This window comes from Vreelandella massiliensis (genome assembly GCF_900155385.1).
GTDB lineage: Bacteria > Pseudomonadota > Gammaproteobacteria > Pseudomonadales > Halomonadaceae > Vreelandella > Vreelandella massiliensis.
In genome coordinates this window covers 669,013-689,104 of record NZ_LT699745.1, presented here as the reverse complement: position 1 = coordinate 689,104, position 20,092 = coordinate 669,013, and the positions used below count along the sequence as shown (strand labels likewise).

The following is a 20,092-nucleotide window of genomic DNA, read 5'->3' as shown; positions in this document are numbered from 1 at the left end:
TGTTACGACCACCCGGTTAAACCCCACAAGGAGTTGCGTAAGTGAGCCAGATCATCGCCCTGACCAACCAAAAAGGCGGGGTGGGTAAAACCACCTCTGCCGTCAACCTGGCGGCGAGTCTCGCTCAGCTTGGCCGCCGCGTGCTGCTGGTGGATCTTGACCCGCAGGGCCACGCGAGCATGGGCAGCGGCATCGACAAGCACGCTTTGGATGTCAGCGTTCTCGATGTCCTCTTGGGCGAGGCCGAAGCGCGTAATGTGATTGCCCGCGACCTTCCGGTAGGGTTTGATGTGCTGCCCGGCAACGGCGATTTAACCGCTGCCGAAGTCGAACTGCTCGATAGCCAGGAGCGCCAAAGCCGGTTGTCGACAGCGCTTAACACCGTGGCGGACGATTATGACGTGGTGCTGATCGACTGCCCCCCGTCGCTTAATATGCTGACAGTGAATGCGCTGACCGCCGCCGACGGGGTGCTGATCCCCCTGCAGTGCGAGTTTTATGCCCTCGAAGGGTTATCGGCGCTGTTGGACACGGTAGACCAGATCAAAGAGAGCATTAACCCGAGCCTGACCGTATCGGGGATTCTGCGCACCATGTACGACAAGCGCACCAGCCTAACCCGCGAAGTCGATAAGCAGCTGCGCGACTTTTTTGGCGACGCGCTCCTCAAAACTACCATCCCCCGCAACATCAAGGTCGCGGAAGCGCCCAGCCACGGCGTACCGGTGACCCACTACGCGCGCTTTTCGCGGGGCAGTCAGGCCTACCGCGTGCTGGCCAAAGAGTTGATGCGTCGGTTGACGCTTTAATCAGGTAAACTTCAGGCAGACGTCGTTTCACGAGGGAAAACAATGACGCGTAAACGTGCGCTAGGACGCGGTCTGGACGCCCTAATCGGCGCGGGCGCCCGCCGCCGAGACAGTTTAGATATCACCGGTGGCGACGCCGTGCCGGTCGAGCCTGAGTCGTCGTTGCCCGAATCGTCGGCAACCGCGCCGGGAAGCCATGAGCGAACGCAAGACCCGAGCACCGAAGCGGATATAAACGCACCGGAGCGCCTTGAACGACTCCCCCTGGGTCAACTGGTTCGCGGTAAGTACCAACCACGGCGCGATATTCAACCCGAGGCGCTGGAAGAGCTCGCTGACTCCATCCGCGCCCAGGGCGTCATGCAGCCCATTGTGGTGCGCCCGGTGGGGGAGAAGCGCTTTGAGATTATCGCCGGGGAGCGGCGTTGGCGCGCCGCGCAGCTCGCCGAACTCGACGTCATACCCGCGATCATCCGTGAGGTCAGCGACGACGTCGCGCTGGCGCTGGCGCTGATCGAAAACATTCAGCGCGAAAACCTGAATGCGGTGGAAGAGGCCTTCGCGCTGAAGCGCCTGGGCGATGAGTTCGAGCTGACGCAGCAGCAGATCGCCGACGCGGTGGGTAAGTCGCGCGCGCAAGTCACCAATCTGCTCCGCTTGCTCTCGCTCGACCCGGAAGTGCAAACCCTGCTCGAACGCGGCGACCTGGATATGGGGCACGCTCGCGCCTTACTCTCGCTTACCAGCGTCGAACAGCGCCAAGTCGCTCACGAGGTGGTGAATAACGACCTGACCGTGCGCGCGACGGAAGCCCTGGTAAAAAAGCGCCAAACCCAAGGCGAGCCCGCTCGGGCCAAAAGCCGCCAGGCGACTTCCCCGGATGTTGCGCGGCTAGAAACCCGCTTAAGCGAGCGGTTGGGCGCGCCGGTATCGATTCAGCACGGCCAAAAAGGCAAGGGTAAGCTCACCATTCGCTACACAAGCCTTGAAGAATTGGATGGCATACTCGCGCATATTCAATAGCCGGGATAGGCGATGACGGCGGGTAGAATGTTGACAATCTTTCCCCCTTTGGTCGCAAGTCGCGAGTCTCGCGGCCAAAAAGCGCGTTACTTTGGTTGAAGGGGCGATAGCGCTTCCCTATAATCGCGCAAGATTTGTGCAGGCTGTGAACGTACGCTTAGGGTAATCAATTCGCGCTTCTCAACGGATCACGGTCTCTGTACAGCGGTTATGAAACAAAAACGGCAACGACGAGAAGTCACACGGCGCCAGGCGTATGTGCGCAGGCTAAGTGTGGTACAGGCCTGCATCGCTATCGCCATTGTGGTGCTGGCACTGGGCGTGTCACAGCGTGAAGGCGCGGTTTCAGCCCTTTTGGGTGTCGCGGTTGCGCTGTTGCCGCATGCGTTTTTTGTCCAGCGTTCAGGGGCATTAACGGCGCGAATGCGACCTTCGCAGAGCGCGGCGCGTCTGTTTCGTGCTGAGATGGGTAAGTTTGGTTTGACGGTGGTGCTGTTTATCGCAGTGTTTGTGGTAGTGCCCCCCTCAAACCCCGCTTTCTTTTTTAGTGCTTATGTAGCGGTTGTCCTGACGCATTGGCTAACCCCTTGGCTGATGCCCAAGCGCCGCTCAACTGATTGAGGTAATAGTTCCATGGCAGCAGGAAACGAAGTCTCGCCGACTTACTATATCCAGCACCACTTGCAGAACTTGACGTTTGGCAAGCACCCGGAAAACGGCTGGTCGCTGGCGCACTCCGCCGAAGAAGCGCGTGAAATGGGCTTCTGGGCCATTCACCTCGATACCATGGGCTGGTCGATCGCCATGGGCCTTTTGTTTATTTGGGTCTTCCGTAAAGCGGGCAAAGTAGCCACTACCGGCGTTCCCGGCGGGCTACAAAACGCGGTCGAGATGGTCGTCGAGTTCATCGAAAACCTGACCCGCGCTACCTTCCACGGCAAAAACGCCAAGATTGCCCCGCTGGCGCTGACGCTGTTCGTGTGGATCTTGTTGATGAACACGCTCAAGATCATTCCGGTCGACTACTTCCCGGAACTGTTCAAGCGTCTGGGCGTGGATTACATGAAGATCGTACCCACCACCGACCCGAACGCGACGCTGGGCATGGCGCTGGGTGTTTTCTGTCTGATCATTTACTACAGCATCAAGGTGAAAGGTGCCGGCGGCTTCGCCAAAGAGCTCTCGCTCACCCCGTTTAACCACTGGGCGCTGATCCCTTTCAATTTGATACTCGAAATTATCGGCCTGCTGGTCAAACCCTTAGGCCTCGGTCTTCGTCTCTTCGGTAACATGTTTGCCGGGGAAGTTATCTTCATCCTGATTGCCCTCCTGCCGTTCTGGGCCATCTGGCTGTTGGATGTGCCGTGGGCCATCTTCCACATTTTGGTGGTTACCCTGCAGGCCTTCATCTTCACAACGCTCGCCGTTGTGTACTTGAGCGCCGCGCACGAGCACCACTAAACCGAGCAACGCAAACGCTTTCATTAACCCTCAACCTTAACCAACCCTTAAAATCTGGAGCATTATCATGGAAATGGTTTACCTCTCTGCTGCCATCATCATCGGCCTGGGCGCACTGGCTACCGGTATCGGCTTCGCGCTGCTCGGTGGCAAGCTACTCGAATCAACCGCGCGTCAGCCGGAGCTAGGCGACCAGCTGCAAACCAAAACCTTCATCATGGCCGGTCTGCTCGACGCCGTTCCGATGATCGGTGTTGGTATCGCGATGTACCTGATCTTCGTTGTTGCCGGTTAATGACAGCACTGCCGAGCGGTTAGCCCGCTCGGTTTTGTTTCACTCCGGTCGCCACGAACCTGTCAGAGGTACATCCCTGTGAATATCAACATGACGCTTATCGGGCAGACGATCGCCTTCGCGATCTTTGTCTGGTTTTGCATAAAGTACGTGTGGCCGCCCATCAGCATTGCGCTCCATGAGCGTCAGAAGAAAATTGCTGACGGCTTGGACGCGGCAAGCCGTGCCTCGCGTGACCTTGAGCTCGCTCAAGAGCAGGCGACACAGACGCTGCGTGAGAGCAAAGAGCAGGCTTCTGAAATTCTGGATCAAGCGAACAAGCGCGCTAACCAGATGATCGAAGAAGCGCGCGAACAAGCGCGTGCTGAAGGCGAGCGCATTATGGCGGGCGCCCGTTCTGAGATCGACCAGGAAGTCCAGCGCGCCAAAGATGAGCTACGAGCGCAAGTGTCGCATCTTGCGATTGTCGGCGCCGAGCGCGTGCTCGAATCTTCTGTCGATGAAAAAACGCATCGCAAGTTGCTTGATGAGCTTGCTGCTGAACTGTAAGGAGGTGAATTATGGCGGAACTACTCACCGTCGCTCGTCCTTACGCTAAGGCGGCGTTCGAATATGCGCGCGATCACGATGCGCTAGATGCCTGGTCTTATGCCCTTGGCTTTTTAGGCTACGCGGTAGCAGATGACAAAGTACGTTATTTGCTGGGTAGCCCAAAGATCGAAAACGAGAAGAAAGTGTCGCTCCTAGCAGGCATGTTGCCTGAAAAGCAGGACGAGACGTTCGAGCGTTTTCTCCAAAATCTAGCGAATCAAGGTCGTCTCGTCGCGCTGAAGGCCATTGCTGAGCAGTTTGAGCACCTTCGCGCGGAGCACGAACAGCGTATCGACGTAACCGTGACGTCAGCCTTTAAGCTCGACAGCAAGCAGAAGACTAAGCTGGCAAACGCGCTTAAAAAACGTCTGAATCGCGAAATCTCCATTACCACTCAGGTGGACAAGGCGCTGATTGGCGGCGTCATCCTGCGTGCCGGCGATACCGTTATTGACGGGTCGGTACGCGGTCGATTGAATCGCCTTTCTGAAGCGCTGACCACTTGAGTCTGAGGGACATGGCATGCAGCAACTGAATCCTTCCGAGATCAGCGACATCATCAAGCAGCGGATCGAAAAGCTTGACGTCGCATCTGAAGCCCGTAATCAGGGCACCATCGTCAGCGTTTCCGACGGTATCGTGAAAGTTCACGGCCTCGAAGACGCGATGTTCGGTGAAATGATTGAATTCCCCGGCAGCATTTTTGGCATGGTACTTAACCTGGAGCGCGACTCCGTGGGTGCCGTGGTGCTGGGCGACTACCTGCAACTTGAAGAGGGCATGACCGCCAAGTGTACCGGTCGCATCCTCGAAGTGCCGGTAGGCCCTGAGCTGATCGGCCGTGTGGTCGACGCGCTGGGTAACCCGATTGACGCCAAAGGCGATATCAACGCCAAGATGACCGACGCCGTCGAAAAAGTGGCGCCCGGTGTTATCACCCGTCAATCCGTTGATGAGCCGATCCAAACCGGTCTCAAATCGATCGACGCCATGGTGCCGATCGGCCGTGGCCAGCGTGAGCTGATCATCGGTGACCGCCAAATCGGTAAATCCGCCATTGCCATTGATGCCATCATCAACCAGAAAGGCAAGGGTGTAACCTGTGTTTACGTCGCCATTGGTCAGAAGCAGTCGACCATTGCCAACGTGGTGCGCAAGCTCGAAGAGCACGGCGCGATGGAGCACACCATCGTGGTCGCAGCGGGCGCCGCTGACCCGGCCCCGATGCAGTTCCTCGCGGCCTACTCCGGCTGCACCATGGGCGAGTACTTCCGCGACCGCGGCGAAGACGCCTTGATCGTGTATGACGACCTCTCCAAGCAGGCGGTCGCTTATCGTCAGGTATCGCTGCTGCTGCGTCGTCCGCCGGGCCGTGAAGCCTATCCGGGTGATGTGTTCTATCTCCACTCGCGTCTACTTGAGCGCGCCGCGCGCGTCAACGCCGACTACGTCGAGAAGTTCACCGATGGCGAAGTCAAAGGCAAAACCGGTTCTCTGACCGCGCTGCCGATCATCGAAACCCAGGGCGGCGACGTTTCCGCGTTCGTTCCGACCAACGTGATCTCGATCACCGACGGTCAGATCTTCCTTGAGACGAACCTGTTTAACTCGGGTATTCGTCCGGCGATCAACGCGGGTCTCTCGGTATCGCGCGTGGGCGGTTCGGCGCAGACCAAAATCATCAAGAAGCTGGGTGGCGGTGTGCGTCTGGCACTGGCTCAGTACCGTGAACTGGCGGCGTTCTCGCAGTTCGCCTCGGATCTTGACGAAGCGACGCGTAAGCAGCTGGAGCACGGTCAGCGTGTGACCGAGCTGATGAAGCAGAAGCAGTACTCGCCGATGTCGGTAGCGGAAATGGCCTTGACGCTGTACGCCGCTAACGAAGGACACCTGGATGATGTGGACGTCAGCAAGGTGCTGGACTTTGAGCGTGCCCTGCACGACTACATGAAGTCCGAGCACAGCGAACTGCTCGACAAGATCAACCAGACCGGCGACTACAACGACGAGATCAAAAACGGCTTGCAGTCGGGTCTCGAACAGTTCAAGGCGACTCAGACTTGGTAATGCCTATGGCCTGCTCTCGGGCAGGCCTGGATGCTTTTCTGAGAGCCACGAACGAAAGGTAGATCGCTATGGCAGCTGCAAAAGAGATACGCACCCAGATCGGGAGCATTAAAAATACGCAGAAGATTACCAGCGCCATGGAAATGGTGGCTGCATCGAAAATGCGTAAAGCGCAAGATCTGATGAAGGCCAGTCAGCCTTACGCCAAGCAGATCCGCAACGTGGTCGCCCACATTGCCGATGCCAACCCCGAGTACAAGCACGACTACATGGTCGAGCGTGCCGAGGTGAAACGCGTTGGTTACATTGTGGTCTCCACCGATCGCGGGCTCTGCGGCGGCTTGAACCATAACCTGTTCAAGACCGTATTGAAGGACGCCGTCGCATGGCGTGAACAGGGCGCGGAGCTTGAGTTCTGCGCGCTGGGCAGCAAAGCGAGCAGCTTCTTCAATAAGTATGGCGGTAAGCTGGTGGCGGCAAAAAGTGGCCTGGGCGAGTCGCCCACGGTCGAAGATCTGATTGGTAGCGTCAAGGTCATGCTCGAAGCGTATGACGAAGGACACCTGGACCGTCTGTTTGTGGTGTACAACGAGTTCGTTAACACCATGACCCAACAGCCGGTGCTGCGTCAGCTTCTCCCGCTGTCGCCCGATATGGGCGCCGACGAGCAAGACGATGAAAACGCCCGTCCCGGAAGCTGGGACTACCTGTATGAACCGGATGCAAAGGCGTTACTCGATAGTCTGTTGGTTCGCTTTATTGAATCGCAGGTCTATCAGGCAGTCGTGGAGAACGGCGCCTGCGAGCAGGCAGCCCGCATGATTGCGATGAAGAGCGCCACCGACAACGCTGGCACGCTGATTGACGACCTGGAGATGGTGTACAACAAGGCCCGTCAGGCCGCCATTACCCAGGAAATTTCTGAAATCGTCGGCGGTGCCGCTGCCGTATAACGCCTTGGGAGCATGCGCCTAGCGCGCTCCCGGCAGACAGGTTTCATTTGCAGGTTTTTGAGAGGAACCAAGATGAGCGGACGTATCGTACAAATCATCGGCGCGGTGATTGACGTAGAGTTTCCGCGGGACTCAGTGCCCAAGGTCTACGACGCGCTGAACATTTCGGGAGCCGAGACGGTTCTGGAAGTCCAGCAACAGCTGGGCGATGGCGTAGTGCGTGCTATCGCGATGGGCTCCACCGAGGGGCTTAAGCGGGGCATGGATGTTACCAATACAGGGGCAGCGATTTCCGTCCCGGTAGGTAAAGCCACGCTCGGACGTATTATGAACGTACTCGGCGAGCCGATCGACGAAGCCGGTGACATCGGTGAAGAAGAGCGCATGCCGATTCACCGTAAAGCGCCGAGCTATGCCGAACAGTCAGCCTCTAACGAGCTGCTGGAAACCGGCATCAAGGTTATCGACCTGGTTTGCCCCTTCGCGAAAGGCGGTAAAGTCGGCCTGTTTGGCGGCGCCGGTGTGGGTAAAACCGTTAACATGATGGAGCTTATCCGCAACATCGCCACCGAGCACAGCGGTTACTCCGTGTTTGCCGGTGTCGGTGAGCGTACCCGTGAGGGTAACGACTTCTATCATGAAATGACCGAGTCCAACGTTATCGATAAGGTATCGCTGGTTTACGGTCAGATGAACGAGCCGCCCGGCAACCGTCTGCGCGTGGCGCTGACCGGTCTGACCATCGCGGAGAAGTTCCGTGACGAAGGCCGCGACGTTCTGCTGTTCGTCGACAACATCTACCGTTACACCCTGGCCGGTACCGAAGTATCTGCACTGCTCGGCCGTATGCCGTCGGCGGTAGGTTATCAGCCGACACTCGCTGAAGAGATGGGCGTTCTGCAGGAGCGTATCACCTCGACCAAGACCGGCTCGATCACCTCCGTACAGGCCGTTTACGTCCCGGCGGATGACTTGACCGACCCGTCTCCGGCGACCACCTTCTCGCACCTGGATGCGACCGTGGTACTGGCGCGCTCCATCGCCGAACTGGGTATTTACCCGGCGATCGATCCGCTGGACTCCACCTCGCGTCAGCTTGACCCGCTGGTGGTGGGTGACGAGCACTACGACGTGGCGCGCGGCGTGCAGAACGTCCTGCAGCGCTACAAAGAGCTCAAGGATATCATCGCGATTTTGGGTATGGACGAGCTGTCTGACGAAGACAAGCTAGCCGTGTCCCGCGCGCGTAAAATCCAGCGCTTCTTGTCGCAGCCGTTCTTCGTGGCCGAAGTCTTCACCGGCGCGCCGGGTAAGTACGTGTCGTTGAAAGACACGATTCGCGGCTTCCAGGGCATTCTGAACGGTGATTACGACGAGATGCCGGAGCAGGCCTTCTATATGGTCGGCACCATCGACGAAGCCGTCGAGAAAGCCAACCAGATGAAGAAGTAATCCCGTCTACCAGGGGGATTCGCTATGGCGAATAGCTTCACTTGCAATATCGTCAGCGCAGAAGCATCGATCTTCTCAGGCTCAGTAGAGCAGGTGATTGCTTCTGGCTTGATGGGCGACCTCGGCGTACTGCCGGGGCACGCTCCGCTGCTGACTGAGCTTCAGCCGGGCCCGATCCGTGTAATCTACGACGGCGGCAAAGAGGATAACTTCTTTGTCTCCGGCGGCTTCATGGAAGTGCAGCCGGATGTCGTGACCATTTTGGCCGATTCGGCTTCTCGTGCGGCTGACCTCAACGAGGCAGCGGCGCAGGAAGCGCGCGAGCAGGCACTACGTGCCTTCAACGACAAAACGTCCGAATTGGATTACACCCGTGCCGCCGCTGAGCTGGCCGAGGCGGTTGCCCAACTGCGTACGATTCAGCAACTGCGTAAAAAGGCAGGTAAAGGCTAAATCCACGCACTTGGCGTAACCCGCGCCCCTTAAACCCCGCGCTGGGTTTAAGGGGCGTTTTTTTTGTCTGTTACTATTAACCTCGCGCCACATTCCAGACAGATGCCCTGGCGATACCGAGGCACAGCGACAAAAAGGGGGAACCACCATGTCGCTAAATGATGAAACCCTACAGGAATTAAAAGACGAGCTGCTCGAGGCGTTTGCCGCTGAGGAGCCCAATAAAGAGGCGCTTACCGAGCGTTTGAGCGAAATCCGCTCGGCGGATATCGGTGAAATCCTCGAAGAGCTGATCGAAGAGGATGATGCGCTCAGCACTGCACTGGGTGTTTTGGATCTACTTTCGACCGAGCGCGCCGCCAACGTCCTGGGGTATATACCCGGCGACAACCAGCTTGAAGTGGTGGGCGAGTTATCCGATGGCCAGCTGCTCAAGCTGCTCGAAGAGATGGGCTCGGACGAGCGCGCTGACCTGTTTAATCTTCTGGGGGAGGATCGCCGTGAAGCGCTCCTGCGCCGCATGGCCCACCAGGAGCGCGAAGACTTAAAGCGCCTTGCCAGTTATGAAGAGGGCACCGCCGGCGCCATCATGACCTCTGACTATGTGGCCATAGCCAGTGGCATGACGGTGTCCCAGGCGCTCATGCGCGTGCGCCAAACCGCCCCCGACGCCGAAACGGTCTACCAGCTCTATATCCTCGCAAGCGATGGGCAGCTAATTGGCACCATGTCGCTGCGCCAGCTAATGGTGGCGCGCCCCGGCGCACTGGTGGATGACATCATGATCAAGGATGTCATCAGTACCGCCGTGGACGAGGCGCAGGAAGAGGTGGCCCGTATCGTGGCGCGCTACGATTTGATCGCTCTTCCGGTAATCGATAGCGATGACCGCATGGTGGGGATCGTCACCCACGATGACGCCATGGACGTAGCCGAATCGGAAGCCACCGAGGATATTCATAAAGGGATGTCGATTGGTGCCCTGGAAGATGGCGTCAGCCGCGTGCCGCTGTGGAGCCTCTACCGTAAGCGGGTGCTATGGCTGGTGCTGCTGGTCTTTGCCAACCTCTTCTCGGGGGCGGGTATCGCCTATTTTGAAGACACCATCGCCTTGGAAGTCGCGCTGGTGTTTTTCCTACCCCTTTTGATTGGTTCGGGGGGTAACGCCGGCGCCCAGGCGGCCACGCTGATGGTGCGCGGGATGGCGACCGGCGACGTAGGCGTCAAAGACTGGGGCAAAATGTTGGGGCGTGAACTGTTAGTCGCCGGCTCGCTGGGTATCACCATGGCGATTGCCGTGGCGCCGATCGGCATTATGCGCGGTGGCGAGGCGGTGGCGGTGATCGTGGCGCTGAGCATGGTGACCATCGTGCTATTTGGCAGCCTGATCGGCATGTGCCTGCCGTTCGTGCTGGAGCGCTTCAAGGTCGACCCGGCAACCGCCTCGGCGCCGCTGGTGACCACGCTGATCGATGCCTCGGGGGTGGTGATTTATTTCAGCATCGCTTCGGCGATTTTGGCCAGCATCTAGCCCGCTAGCGCCATGACATATTGCTGGTGGCACGGGTAATAAACAGCACTTCGACGTTCCCCAGCCACTCGACGTCGCTTGCCAGCGCTTTTAGCTGGCTGGCGAGACACTGAGGAGGCTGATGAATGGCATCGCCGACAATCAGCGAGACGGAGATTTTGCCGTTGAGGTAATGCAGCTGCAGCTCGGAGAGGGTGCGCCATACCGGATGTTTGTACCAGCGGGCGTCTAGCGTCGCTTCCACTTCGGGCCGTAGCGGCAAGCCGGGCAGGCGGCTGGGGTCGCCTTCGCCGGCGTCATCTTCCGGGTCGATATGGAAAATCACATCGGTCAGCGCCGGGAAGGCGCGACGCAGACGGCGGCTCACTTCGTTGCCGATTTCGTGCGCCTCAGAAACGCTGACTTTCGGCCCCACCACCACGTGTAAATCGACCATCACCCAGCCCGCGGATTGGCGGGTGCGCAAATCGTGAACGCTATCCACGCCGGGCACGCTTTCGGCCACCGCGTGCATCTGCTGCTGTGCGTCCTCGGGAAGGGCGGTATCCACGAGTTCGCGGGCGGAGTCCCATAAAAGATCCCAGCCGACCTTACCCACGAGCAAGCCGACAATCACCGCCGCGACCGCATCGAGCCAGCCTAGACCAAACTGCGCGCCGATCAGCGCTACCACGACCACCGCGGTTGAGAGCGCATCGCTGCGCGAGTGCCAGGCATTGGCTTCGAGCAGTTTGGACTGTACCCGTTTGGCGACACGCATGGTGTAGCGGAAAATCCACTCTTTACTCAGCAGGGCGAGCAGGGTGATCCCGATCGCGACCAACCCCGGTGCGTTGATCTCGGTGCCGCTAAACAGCCGGTCCAAACTTGACCAGGCGATGCCCCCGGCGACGAAGATCAGCACGCTGCCCAATAGCAGCGTGGTCAGCGTTTCGATGCGGCCATGGCCGTAGTGATGGTCGTCGTCAGGGCCTTGCCGGCCGTAGTGAATGGCGGCAAACACAAAGCCATCGGTAGCCAAGTCGGAGAGCGAGTGAATACCATCGGCAATCAACGCCGCCGAGCCGACCAGCAATCCCACGACCATCTTGACCGCGCTCAAGATGCCGTCTAGCCAGGCGCCAATGGCGGTGACGCGCTTGGCATCCCGACTGTACTCGGCGTGAGACGGCTCTTGGGGTGGCTCTTGAGACGGCTCTAAAGGTGTTGGGACATGCAGTGTCATGGGCAACCTGAAAGGCACGCTTGCGTTGAGACGCCATTGTAGCGCATTGCAGCAAGTTGCCCATAGGCCAGGGCTTTAGGCAGCGGACAAGCGAGAAAGCGACGTGTATCCTTGAGCGCCACTGACAGGCTGCATGGCATGGCGGCGATTTATTCACGAGACGTCTTCACAACACGGATTTTTACATGGATTGGCTTCAGGTGGTGGTATTAGCGGTCGTCCAGGGGCTTACCGAGTTTTTACCGATCTCAAGCTCCGCGCATTTGATTCTGGTGCCGGTGCTCACCGAGTGGCAGGATCAGGGACTCGCCTTTGATGTTGCCCTGCATATTGGTAGCTTGACCGCGGTCGTGGTCTACTTCCGCCATGAGCTATGGGGCATGCTGACCAGCAGCTTGTCGGCGCTGCGCGGGCGCGGCGTCGACCGCGAAGCCATGCTGGCGCTGTGGGTGGTGCTGGCCACGCTGCCGGTGTGTGCCGTTGGCTTTGTCCTTCATGATGTCATCGAAGGCTATATGCGCTCGACGCTGATTATTGCGCTAAGCTTGATTGGCTTTGGCGTGCTTCTTGGCTACGCGGACTGGAAGCAGCGTGGCACGCGCAGCGAATATCACTTGCGCCTGCGCGATGTCGTTGTGATTGGCCTCGCCCAGGCGCTGGCGCTGATACCCGGCACCTCGCGCTCGGGGATTACCATCACCGCGGCCTTGATGGTGGGCATGAGCCGCGAAGGGGCGGCGCGGTTTTCGTTTCTGCTCTCGATCCCGGTCATTGTGCTGGCGGGTGGGCTGGAAACCCTCGGGCTCATCCAGCAACCACAAGGGATTGATTGGTCCGTGTTAATTTTTGGCGCGCTGCTCTCCGGGGTAAGCGCCTATTTATGTATCCACTTCTTTTTACGCTTGATAAAACGCTTAGGGATGCAGCCTTTTGTCCTCTATCGCGTGATTTTCGGCGTCTGGCTGCTATGGTTTTTTCACGCCTAAATCGATTTGACGAGAACTATCACGTGCAAAAACGTCTTTCCCACACCTTAATCGGCGCGCTGGTCCTGCTGCTTGCCCTGGCCGGCTGCTCCTCCGAGAGCGAGCGCCCGCTAGAATCACCCGTGCGCTTAGACGGCGGCGCTTTTGGCAGTTTTTACCAAGTGAGCATCGCCGACCCCTTGACCCAGGGCGAGGCGCAAACCCTGGAAGCCGGCATCGAGGCGCAGCTCGACAGAGTGGATCAGGCCATGTCGACCTACCGCGACGACTCGGAGCTTACGGCGTTTAACCAAGCGCCGCTGGGGGAGTGGCAACCGCTCTCCAACGCGCTGATTGAGGTCATGGCGATTAGCCAGTCGGTGGCCGAAGCCAGCGGTGGCGCCTTCGATGTCACCATTGGCGGGCTGGTCAATCTTTGGAGCTTTGGCCCTGAAGCCCGTCCTGAAGAGGTTCCCTCGGATGCGGTGTTAACCGCACGCTTGGCGCAAATTGGCATCGACGCGCTGGAGGTGGACATCCAAGCAATGCAGGCGCGACGGCTTCGGGATGTGTTCGTCGATCTTTCCGCGGTGGCCAAAGGCCACGCCACCGATCAGGTGGCCGCCTACCTTGAGCAGCAGGGTGTCGAGCACTACCTGGTCAATTTGGGCGGCGATCTCGTGGCGCATGGCTATCGCGACCCGGAGGAGGAAACGCTGTGGCGGGTGGGCATTGAAGTGCCCGAAGATGGCCCGCAAACCGCGCAGCACGTCCTGCCGCTGGCGGATATTTCCGTGGCGACCTCGGGCGATTACCGCAACTACTTCGAGGCCGAGGGTCAGCGCTACTCGCATACCCTCGACCCGCGCAGCGGCACCCCGATTACCCACGGGCTCGCCTCGGTGTCGGTCTTTCACCCCTCCAACGCCTGGGCGGATGCGTGGGCCACGGCCTTGCTTGTGTTGGGCGAGGCCGAGGGCATGACACTGGCGCATGAGCAAGATCTTAACGTGTTGATGCTGGTTCGCGAGGGAGATACGTGGCGCAGCCTCGCGAGCCCCGCCTTTGCCCAGTTCTTTGGCCAAGCGCTGCTGGAAGAGCTGGGGATAGAGGTCGCCACCGCCAAGGAAGCGACGATCAACGCAACTGGGATCGATGAAAATGTCAGCAAGGAAAGAGGATAACGCGATGCACGCCGAACTCGATATTGTCATTCTGGCCGCCGGTAAAGGCACCCGCATGCGCTCGCAGCTGCCCAAAGTGCTGCATACCCTGGCGGGCAAACCGATGGTACGGCATGTCCTGGATACCGCCGCGCAACTCGACCCGGCGCGCACGCACGTGGTCATCGGCCACGGCGCCGACAAGCTGCGCGACGCCTTGAGCGATCATCGCCTTGAGATGCCGTTACGCTTTGCCTTGCAGGCCGAGCAGAAGGGCACCGGCCACGCCGTGGCGCAGACGCTGGATCAGCTTGGCAGCGGCAAGGTGTTGATTCTTTACGGCGATGTGCCGCTGATCCAGCGCGAAACGCTGGTCAAACTGCTGGAAAACGTCGATGAAACGCATCTCGGGCTTTTAACCGTCACCCTGGATGACCCGAGCGGTTACGGACGTATCGTGCGCGATGCGGACGGCGAGGCAGTGGCCATTGTCGAGCAGAAAGACGCCAGCGACGCCGAGCTTGCCATTCGCGAGTGCAACACCGGCATCATGGCGATGACCGGTGCGCAGCTAAAACGCTGGCTGCCCCAATTATCCGCCGACAATGCCCAGGGCGAGTACTACTTAACCGACGTGATCGCCATGGCCGCCGATGAGGGCGTTCGCGTGGCGACAGCGCAACCCGCCACCGCCGTGGAAGTGGAAGGGGTTAATAACCGCGCGCAGATGGCACGCTTGGAGCGCGCCTATCAAACGCAGCTCGCCGAACGGCTCATGGCGCAGGGGGTGGCATTGGCCGACCCGTCACGGCTGGATGTGCGCGGCACGCTCACCTGCGGGCACGACGTCTTTATCGACGTGGGCTGCGTGTTCGAGGGCGATGTCGAACTCGGCGAGGGCGTGCGGATTGGCCCCTACTGCGTGATCAAGGAGAGTACCATTGGCGCCGAGAGCGTGATCGACGCCCACAGCGTGCTGGAGCAGTGCGTGGCGGCGGGGCGCAATCAAATCGGCCCCTTCGCCCGGCTGCGCCCCGGCACGCGTCTGGCGGTCAAAGCCAAGGTGGGCAATTTCGTCGAGACCAAAAACGCCGACGTGGGCGAGGGCAGTAAGATTAACCACTTAAGCTATGTCGGCGACGCCCGCTTGGGCCGCGAAGTCAATATAGGAGCGGGCACGATCACCTGCAACTACGATGGCGCCAATAAACACCGCACCGAGATCGGCGATAGCGCCTTTATTGGCTCCAACACGGCGCTCGTCGCGCCGGTCTCGGTGGGCCGTGGCGCCACCGTGGGGGCAGGCTCCACGATTGCCAAGGACGTGGCCGACCATGCCCTCTCCGTGACCCGGGGCCGGCAGATCGAAAAAGCCGACTGGCCGCGGCCGAAGAAGCAGACACCGTAAGCGAAAGCGGCATCAGACGACCCGCACCAGGGTGAAGACAGGAGAGAAAAGGCTATGTGTGGCATTGTCGGCGCTGTTGCCCAGCGCAATGTGCAGGGAATTCTACTCGAAGGCTTAAAGCGCCTGGAGTATCGCGGCTACGATTCGGCGGGTATGAGCGTGATGCTCGACGGTGCCCTGACCCGTCACCGCGCGGTGGGCAAAGTGGCCGCCCTTGATGCTTGCCTCGCTGAGCGGCCGCTACCTGGCACGACCGGTATCGCGCACACTCGCTGGGCCACCCACGGCAAGCCTTCAGAAGCCAACGCCCACCCCCACCATAGCGGTGAGCGGGTGGCCGTGGTGCATAACGGCATCATCGAGAACTACGAGCGCACACGCGAGCGCCTGCAAGCCGCCGGACACGTTTTTACGTCGGAAACCGATACCGAAGTGATCGCTCACTTGCTTAACGATGCGCTGGATGAGGTACCCCAAGCGCGCGGTGCGCTGTTCGCCGCGGTGCAGCGCATGGTGCATGAGTTGGGCGGCGCCTATGCGCTGGGCGTGATGAGCACCACCGAACCCGGCGTGGTCATCGGCGCGCGACAAGGTAGCCCCTTGGTGGTGGGCGTGGGCATCGGGGAAGCCTTTCTCGCTTCCGACCCGCTAGCGCTTTTACCCGTCACCGACCGCTTTATCTACCTGGAAGAGGGCGATGTGGTCGAGCTGAGTGACGGCGGCCAGATACGCATCGTTGACCGCGATGGCCAATCGGTCGAGCGTGAGGTCCATCAGTTCGAGCACGGCGACGGCGCGGCGAGCAAAGGCGAATACCGCCACTTTATGCTCAAGGAGATCTTTGAGCAGCCAGAAGTGATCAGCGCCGTGCTAGAGGGGCGACTTGGCGAAACCGGCGTGCTGGTCGAGAGCTTCGGCCCCCAAGCCGCCGACCTGTTTGCCCGCACTCGGCAAATTCATATCATCGCCTGCGGTACCAGCTACCACGCGGGGCTGGTGGCGCGCTACTGGCTGGAGCGCTACGCCGGCGTGCCGGTGCAGGTGGAAGTCGCCTCCGAATACCGTTATCGCCACCCCGTGGTACCGGACGGGACCCTGTTTGTCACCCTTTCGCAGTCGGGGGAGACCGCCGATACCCTGGCCGCGCTGCGCTTCGCCAAAACGCTGGGCTATATCGGGGCGCTAGGGATCTGCAACGTGCCGGGCAGCTCGCTGGTGCGCGAGTCGGACCTGACGCTGATGACCCGCGCCGGCCCCGAGATCGGCGTCGCCTCCACCAAGGCCTTCACCACCCAGCTGATCGCTCTGATGCTCTTTACCCTGGCGCTGGCCAAAAGCCGCGATAGCGCGCCGCTGAGTGCCAACGGGCAGGCGGAGATCGTTCAGGCGCTTAAGGCGTTGACGCCGATTTGCCAGCAAGTGCTGACGCTGGATAGCGAGATCGAAACGCTCTCGCAGGCCTTTGCCGAAAAGTACCACGCGCTCTTTCTGGGGCGCGGCACGCACTACCCCATCGCGCTGGAAGGCGCGCTCAAACTCAAAGAGATCTCCTATATTCACGCCGAAGCCTATCCGGCGGGCGAGCTCAAGCACGGCCCGCTGGCGCTGGTGGATAGCGAAATGCCGGTGATTGCCGTCGCGCCCAACGACGACCTGCTTGAGAAGCTGAAATCCAACCTGCAGGAAGTGCGCGCCCGCGGCGGAAAGCTTTTCGTCTTTGCCGATAACAACGTCGGACTCCACGCGCAAGACGGCATTCAGGTGCTACACCTTCCGCACATTCACGAAGCGCTCGCGCCGCTACTATACACCCTGCCGCTGCAGCTTTTGAGCTACCACGTGGCGGTGCTCAAGGGTACCGATGTGGACCAACCGAGGAACCTCGCCAAGAGCGTGACGGTTGAGTAGCAGGGAAAATAGGGGTAAGAGCCATTCGTGGCATTTTCCAGCGCTTGGGGATGCCGGTATACTAGTTTCATCCGTAATAAGTACGTCTTGCGGCCCGGTAGCGCATAGCCGATTTGGCGCCGCCGCCCGCGAAAGTGACGATAACGTCGATGAAAAACTCAAGAGGTGGTGAGAGTGAAATTTAAGCTGATCATGAGCGGGCTGGCGGCCCTTGGCGTCATGGCAGGCACATCCGGTGCTTTCGCCCAGGATGATGCAGAGCGTAATGCCATGGCCGAACGTTTGGCGCCTGTCGGGCAGTTGTGCTTAGAAGGCCAGGATTGCGGCACGGCGTCGGCCGCGCCGGCAGAAAGTAGCGACACTGCGAGCAGCGACGGCAGCTTAGACGGCGAGTCGCTCTATAACAGCCTAGGCTGTGCGGCGTGCCACGCTAGCGGCGTTGCCGGCGCCCCGGTGTATGGCGATGCCGAAGCGTGGGCACCGCGTATTGAGCAGGGCAACGAAGCGCTGTATGAAAGTGTCTTCAACGGTAAAGGGGCGATGCCACCGCGCGGCGGTAGCGGCGGCTCCGATGAAGAGATTATGGCCGCGGTGGATCACATGGTGGCCGAAGCGCAGTAAGCTCGACACAGAGCAAATCAGTAAAGCCGTAATAGGTATTACGCTATCCACAGGCGGGTTTTTAAACCCCCTGTGGATATTTTTTTGCCTTCACCCCAGAAGCGAGCGCAGCCCGGCGATGGCGTCTTGGCCGCGGGCCTGTTTTTTCTCAGGGTCTTCTTTATCGGCGCGGCCTTCCCACGCCAAATCGTCGGCGGGCAGCTCGTCGAGAAAGCGGCTGGGCGTGCAGTCCATTAGCTCGCCGTACGCCTTGCGCTGGCGGGCAAGCGTCAGCGTCAGCGTGCGCCGCGCGCGGGTAATGCCTACGTAGGCCAGGCGCCGCTCCTCCTCGACCGTGCCCACTTCGATGGCGTTGCGGTGGGGCAGCAGGTCCTCTTCCAAGCCCATTAGATAGACGTGGGGAAACTCCAACCCCTTGGAGGCGTGCATGGTGAGAAGCTGCACGCGGTCGGAGTCGTCCTCCTCGGCCTGCTGTTCGAGAATATCGCGCAGCACCAGGCGCGATATCGCCGCTTCGACGCTGTCAGTTTCGGTCTCAGTGGAGGCGGTATCATCCTCTGGGTCGCGGTTAAGCGACTTCTCCAGCTGATCGATCAGCGTCCAGACGTTGGCCATGCGACGTTCGGCGACGGTGGGGGCGCTGGCGTTTTGGTACAGCCAGGCTTCGTAATCCATATCCCGCAGCATGTCGCGAATCGCGGCAATGGCATCGCCCTGGTCCATCCGCTTGCGAACGCCGTCGATAAAGTGGGTAAAACGCCCTAGACGCTCGACCGCGCGGGTGGGGAGCTGCTGCTCCAGGCCCAGTTCATGACAGGCGGCAAATAGCGAAATGGAGCGCTCGTTGGCGTAGTTGGCGAGCTTTTCCAGCGTGCCGGGGCCGATCTCTCGGCGCGGCACATTGACGATGCGCAAGAAGGCGTTGTCGTCGGCGGGGTTGATCAACAGGCGCAGGTACGCCATGGCGTCTTTGATCTCGTTGCGGGAGAAGAACGAGGTGCCGCCCGAGAGCTTGTAGGGAATCTGGTAGTGCTGCAGCTTGAGTTCCAAAAGCCGCGCCTGGAAGTTGCCGCGATAGAGCACGGCAAAATCGCGCCAGGAGGCGGACTCTTTGATCCGCCGGGTGAGGATTTCGCTGGCGACGCGCTCGGCTTCGGCCTCTTCGTGGCGATTGACGATCACGCGGATCGGCGCGCCGTCGCCCATTTCCGACCACAAGGTTTTTTCATAGACGTGAGGGTTGTGGGCGATCAGCGTGTTGGCGGCGCGCAGGATCACTCCGGTGGAGCGGTAGTTCTGCTCCAGCTTGATCACCTCTAGGCGTGGGAAGTCATCGCCGAGCGTGATCAGGTTTTCCGGCCGCGCGCCGCGCCAGGCGTAGATCGACTGATCATCGTCGCCGACCACGGTAAAGGTCGCCCGCTCGGCCATCAACAGCTTGACCAGCAGGTACTGGGAAACGTTGGTGTCCTGGTACTCATCCACCAGCATGTAGTGGATACGCTTGCGCCACCGAGAGAGCGCCTCGGGGTCGCGCTGCAGCAGTACCACCGGCAGCAGAATCAGGTCGTCGAAATCCACCGCGTTGTAGGCTTTCAAGTGGCGCACGTAGGCTTCGTACACCCGTGCGGCGAAGTGCTCGTCGTTATCGGCGGCAAACGAGAGTGCATCCCCCGGCAGCACCAGGTCGTTCTTCCACTGAGAGATTTGGCTCTGCACGGCGTTGATCTGCTCGGCGTCGACTTGGGCGTCCTTGTTCATCAAATCGCGCAGCAGCGCCTTGGCGTCTTCGGGGTCAAAGAGCGAAAACCCCGGTTTGTAGCCTAACGCTTTCAGCTCGCCGCGGATGATATTGAGCCCCAGGGTGTGAAACGTCGAGACCGTGAGCCCATGCCCCTCCTTGCCTGTGAGCATTTGCCCGACGCGCTCTTTCATTTCGCGAGCGGCCTTGTTGGTGAAGGTCACCGCGGCGATTTTGCGCGCGCTCATGCCGCACTCTTTGACCAGGTAGGCGATTTTGGTCGTGATCACGCTGGTTTTCCCCGACCCCGCGCCGGCGAGCACCAAGCAGGGGCCGTCGATGTAGCGCACCGCTTGCTGCTGGCGCGGATTCAAGCCTCTCAGGCGTTGGGCGATGCTCGGGTTCATGGCAGAATGCGTCCTTTAC

At 59.9% G+C, this 20,092-nt stretch carries 19 protein-coding genes; 17 read left to right on the top strand and 2 right to left on the bottom strand.

From position 1 onward, the window contains the following. Positions 1–41: 41 nt before the first annotated feature. From BQ9846_RS07815 to mgtE, 12 genes are all read left to right on the top strand, one after another. Positions 42–809 (top strand): ParA family protein, encoded by a 768-nt coding sequence (locus BQ9846_RS07815; protein ID WP_075880464.1) that lies wholly within the window; start codon positions 42–44, stop codon positions 807–809. 42 nt (positions 810–851) lie between these two features. Beyond that, a complete protein-coding gene (locus BQ9846_RS07810) occupies positions 852–1,832 on the top strand; it encodes a ParB/RepB/Spo0J family partition protein (protein ID WP_075880463.1) in 981 nt (326 codons plus the stop codon). A gap of 210 nt (positions 1,833–2,042) precedes the next feature. After that, positions 2,043–2,453, top strand: a complete 411-nt coding sequence (locus BQ9846_RS07805; protein ID WP_075880462.1) for an ATP synthase subunit I — start codon at positions 2,043–2,045, stop codon at positions 2,451–2,453. A gap of 12 nt (positions 2,454–2,465) precedes the next feature. Beyond that, positions 2,466–3,293, top strand: a complete 828-nt coding sequence (atpB, locus tag BQ9846_RS07800) for a F0F1 ATP synthase subunit A (protein WP_075880461.1) — start codon at positions 2,466–2,468, stop codon at positions 3,291–3,293. A 67-nt stretch (positions 3,294–3,360) separates the two neighbouring features. Further along, positions 3,361–3,588, top strand: a complete 228-nt coding sequence (atpE, locus tag BQ9846_RS07795; protein ID WP_007112217.1) for a F0F1 ATP synthase subunit C — start codon at positions 3,361–3,363, stop codon at positions 3,586–3,588. Between the two features lie 78 nt (positions 3,589–3,666). After that, entirely contained in the window at positions 3,667–4,137 is a 471-nt protein-coding gene (locus tag BQ9846_RS07790) for a F0F1 ATP synthase subunit B (protein ID WP_075880460.1), read from the top strand. An 11-nt stretch (positions 4,138–4,148) separates the two neighbouring features. Next, complete coding sequence (locus BQ9846_RS07785) at positions 4,149–4,685, top strand: F0F1 ATP synthase subunit delta (protein WP_075880459.1); 537 nt, start codon at positions 4,149–4,151, stop codon at positions 4,683–4,685. 16 nt (positions 4,686–4,701) lie between these two features. Then, positions 4,702–6,246: a F0F1 ATP synthase subunit alpha gene (gene atpA, locus BQ9846_RS07780; protein WP_075880458.1), complete on the top strand. Its 1,545-nt coding sequence runs from the start codon at positions 4,702–4,704 to the stop codon at positions 6,244–6,246. Positions 6,247–6,314: 68 nt separating this feature from the next. Next, positions 6,315–7,199 carry a F0F1 ATP synthase subunit gamma gene (gene atpG, locus BQ9846_RS07775; RefSeq protein ID WP_075880457.1) on the top strand — a complete coding sequence of 295 codons (885 nt, stop codon included), beginning with the start codon at positions 6,315–6,317 and terminating at the stop codon, positions 7,197–7,199. Between the two features lie 72 nt (positions 7,200–7,271). Continuing rightward, positions 7,272–8,651 carry a F0F1 ATP synthase subunit beta gene (gene atpD / locus BQ9846_RS07770; protein ID WP_075880456.1) on the top strand — a complete coding sequence of 460 codons (1,380 nt, stop codon included), beginning with the start codon at positions 7,272–7,274 and terminating at the stop codon, positions 8,649–8,651. Between the two features lie 24 nt (positions 8,652–8,675). Then, on the top strand, positions 8,676–9,104 hold the full coding sequence (locus tag BQ9846_RS07765; protein ID WP_075880455.1) for a F0F1 ATP synthase subunit epsilon: 429 nt from the start codon (positions 8,676–8,678) through the stop codon (positions 9,102–9,104). A gap of 148 nt (positions 9,105–9,252) precedes the next feature. Then, positions 9,253–10,635, top strand: coding sequence for a magnesium transporter (gene mgtE / locus BQ9846_RS07760; protein WP_075880454.1), 1,383 nt, complete (start codon positions 9,253–9,255; stop codon positions 10,633–10,635). A gap of 4 nt (positions 10,636–10,639) precedes the next feature. Here mgtE and BQ9846_RS07755 read toward each other — a convergent pair whose 3' ends face one another. Next, positions 10,640–11,860, bottom strand: coding sequence for a cation diffusion facilitator family transporter (locus BQ9846_RS07755; RefSeq protein WP_075880453.1), 1,221 nt, complete (start codon positions 11,858–11,860; stop codon positions 10,640–10,642). A gap of 185 nt (positions 11,861–12,045) precedes the next feature. Between BQ9846_RS07755 and BQ9846_RS07750 the strand changes: the two genes are divergently transcribed. The 5 genes from BQ9846_RS07750 to BQ9846_RS07730 all read left to right on the top strand — a co-directional run bounded on the left by BQ9846_RS07750 (position 12,046) and on the right by BQ9846_RS07730 (position 17,925). Beyond that, the gene (locus BQ9846_RS07750; RefSeq protein ID WP_075880451.1) at positions 12,046–12,846 is read left to right on the top strand and encodes an undecaprenyl-diphosphate phosphatase; all 801 of its coding nucleotides are present in this window, start codon (positions 12,046–12,048) and stop codon (positions 12,844–12,846) included. 23 nt (positions 12,847–12,869) lie between these two features. Then, positions 12,870–14,009, top strand: coding sequence for an FAD:protein FMN transferase (locus tag BQ9846_RS07745; RefSeq protein ID WP_075881693.1), 1,140 nt, complete (start codon positions 12,870–12,872; stop codon positions 14,007–14,009). A gap of 4 nt (positions 14,010–14,013) precedes the next feature. Beyond that, a complete protein-coding gene (gene glmU, locus BQ9846_RS07740; protein ID WP_075880449.1) occupies positions 14,014–15,396 on the top strand; it encodes a bifunctional UDP-N-acetylglucosamine diphosphorylase/glucosamine-1-phosphate N-acetyltransferase GlmU in 1,383 nt (460 codons plus the stop codon). 54 nt (positions 15,397–15,450) lie between these two features. Then, on the top strand, positions 15,451–17,304 hold the full coding sequence (gene glmS, locus BQ9846_RS07735) for a glutamine--fructose-6-phosphate transaminase (isomerizing) (RefSeq protein ID WP_075880447.1): 1,854 nt from the start codon (positions 15,451–15,453) through the stop codon (positions 17,302–17,304). 174 nt (positions 17,305–17,478) lie between these two features. Continuing rightward, positions 17,479–17,925 carry a c-type cytochrome gene (locus tag BQ9846_RS07730; protein WP_165697905.1) on the top strand — a complete coding sequence of 149 codons (447 nt, stop codon included), beginning with the start codon at positions 17,479–17,481 and terminating at the stop codon, positions 17,923–17,925. Positions 17,926–18,015: 90 nt separating this feature from the next. Here the strand turns inward: BQ9846_RS07730 and rep are convergent, their stop codons facing one another. Next, positions 18,016–20,073 carry a DNA helicase Rep gene (rep, locus tag BQ9846_RS07725; RefSeq protein ID WP_075880445.1) on the bottom strand — a complete coding sequence of 686 codons (2,058 nt, stop codon included), beginning with the start codon at positions 20,071–20,073 and terminating at the stop codon, positions 18,016–18,018. Positions 20,074–20,092: the final 19 nt, after the last annotated feature.